General features: G+C 37.8%; 3 protein-coding genes. All 3 read right to left on the bottom strand.

The window, feature by feature from the left end:
• Positions 1-93: 93 nt before the first annotated feature.
• The 3 genes from H5073_RS17800 to H5073_RS17810 all read right to left on the bottom strand — a co-directional run bounded on the left by H5073_RS17800 (position 94) and on the right by H5073_RS17810 (position 2,102).
• On the bottom strand, positions 94-396 hold the full coding sequence (locus H5073_RS17800; protein ID WP_259394950.1) for a hypothetical protein: 303 nt from the start codon (positions 394-396) through the stop codon (positions 94-96).
• A 125-nt stretch (positions 397-521) separates the two neighbouring features.
• Positions 522-1,271 (bottom strand): hypothetical protein, encoded by a 750-nt coding sequence (locus H5073_RS17805; RefSeq protein ID WP_182680901.1) that lies wholly within the window; start codon positions 1,269-1,271, stop codon positions 522-524.
• 414 nt (positions 1,272-1,685) lie between these two features.
• Complete coding sequence (locus H5073_RS17810; protein WP_182680902.1) at positions 1,686-2,102, bottom strand: hypothetical protein; 417 nt, start codon at positions 2,100-2,102, stop codon at positions 1,686-1,688.
• Between the last annotated feature and the right edge of the window lie 141 nt (positions 2,103-2,243).

Below are 2,243 nucleotides of genomic sequence, written 5' to 3' on the forward strand. Positions count from 1 at the left end.
ATGGACAATGCCCATTCACAATTGGAGCCTTTGTCTATCTCAGTTAGCGATTTATTTTGAAGGACGTTTAGACAGCGTGCTCGAAATTTAAACTTAACCTGACACAGAATTTCGAACGCCCTCGTTGCTGGTATTAAAAACCGAATAAGCGAACGCCTTTCTAGATTCAAATTCTTGTTGGTGAATTTTTAGACTTTCAGCATTTTCTTCTAATGTCATATCAACTTTAGGCCACTGGGAACCTGAACCAAAAATCCCTTGCAGTCTTTTTTGGCTAGACATCACCGCCTCAAAGTCTAATTGTGCAATTGAGTCCTCTAACATTCTCAAGTGAAAGTGTTCAGTATCCAGTGTCGTCGGAACAACAAACGCCTCATGTATGAAATGTGAGGGCATACTCGAAATTATCCATTGTTAAATAGAAGGAGCTAAATCATGCGATTTATTCTGGGTGGCTGCACTTACCTTTGCTCCAACTTTAGTTGGCCCTCGATATTCCGTGCGTTTGCTCTATCTCAATTTTATGCTAAAAGTGGCACACAACTTTTTTCGAATTCTTTGTGGGCTCCTTTCTTCAACTGAAAGCTTTCTATTTTGAAATATTCTAATAAGTGTCTTAAGAAGACATTATAACCAATAGCTGAGTATTCCAGTTGTTTATTCTTATGTTTTTTGTCAAAGACAGTACCAGTTTTTGAGTATTCACCTTCCACATCTATACTCACACCATCAAGCTCAAACAACTCAGTAACCAAGCAATATGAAATATAATCGGCTTCAAATTCGACTTCTTCAGAAGGGCGATCTAACATTTTATTATTAATAGCCTGCCTAACATGCCCTATTTCATGCAGGATAGCTAGTAGCGTAGCTAATTCCCCTCCAGCACTTACATCTTTAATATGATAATCATCAATAAAGAAAAACACATTTAGAATGTCATCTTCACGCTTAGCCTTTACATAGTAATTAGATTCTAAATCACCGGTAATGACATGCACTCTAATTAATAATTTACCTTTATAATTGAAGTGATCAGAAGCTCTATCTATTGAAGAGTTACTCAGTGAGTTAATCTCTTCGCGTTTAAGCTCTAAAGCATTTAGTTTTGGAAAGTTACAAATGATAGCAATAGATAACACCACTTTATTTTCACACTTCACATTTGATAAATAATCATCGGAGTTGAATTCCAACAATTCAGCTGAAGTGTCATTATAGGAATAAGTTATTATCTCACCATACGTTTCACCTACGGCCAAAATAAACATTTTACCTTGCAACCTATCACTAAAATCTAAATGGGGATTGTATTGGCAACTCGTCACAACCAGACAAAAAATAATTATAAACAAGGAACGTATCAATATTAGTACTCTTTTAAGTTAATCTACTGTGCATGACGATAAATCAGGCCAGTCCTTATAAAACAATAACATAATGCATTTTCACTATGCGCTCAAGTAAGATTTAACAGCTTCACTGCTAGAAGGCCGATACGCATAAATGTCTGGAGCCTGATTGGCTAAATGCCTTAGGTGTTTCTATTGAGCTAGTCAGCAGGGATACTCCTCCCGAACCCATAGAGTTTCAAATAGCTGGCACAGTTAGTTTCTGTTAATTCTAAAGTTAATTCTGATGTTAATTCTGATGTTAATTCTGATGTTTGGCTCACGCTCAAAAAATCAGTTTAAGAAGCGCACTAATAATCTTGCCAGCATTTTGTTTTTCAGACCTTGGGGGGCTGAAAGTCCCATGCGCTCTAGGCATAGCTGCGTTTCATTGGATTCTTGCTGTGGCAAAAGGCTGGCCAACAGATGATATAACAGGGTCTGTGGGCTTGCCATGGCACCTTTCATCTTTGTCAGTGCATTAATTAATTGCTGTTCGGTTTCGTCAAAATCAGATCCCAAAGGAAATGGCGAAAAATGAGGATTTTTCTCTAATGTCATTAGCTTCTGAGGACTATTGTTTTTCCAGGCGGATGGGAGGGTAAATTGCGTATGGATTTTTCCGGCTTTTTTGGCACTCGCCAGTAACTCACCCTGAAAGCGAGCATCGCTAATGGCCAGTAAGCGCTTAATATTTACAGTGCCAGCCATGATTAAATGAAGCTGACAGTTTTTGTTAATTTTCTGAACAATATGCTCATATAAACGCGTTTAATCTAAGTCAGTGGTGTCAGTTAAGTTTTTGCGGCTAAAACCCGCGTGGTTTGATGATATGAGCTGAATAAATCTAAC

The sequence above is a fragment of the Shewanella sp. SR44-3 genome (genome assembly GCF_014163735.1).
Taxonomy (GTDB): domain Bacteria; phylum Pseudomonadota; class Gammaproteobacteria; order Enterobacterales; family Shewanellaceae; genus Shewanella.

Coding starts and splice junctions, on each gene's coding strand:
- H5073_RS17800 (WP_259394950.1), bottom strand. CDS start 396: ATGCCCTCACATTTCATACATGAGGCGTTTGTTGTTCCGACGACACTG.
- H5073_RS17805 (WP_182680901.1), bottom strand. CDS start 1,271: ATGTTTATTTTGGCCGTAGGTGAAACGTATGGTGAGATAATAACTTAT.
- H5073_RS17810 (WP_182680902.1), bottom strand. CDS start 2,102: ATGGCTGGCACTGTAAATATTAAGCGCTTACTGGCCATTAGCGATGCT.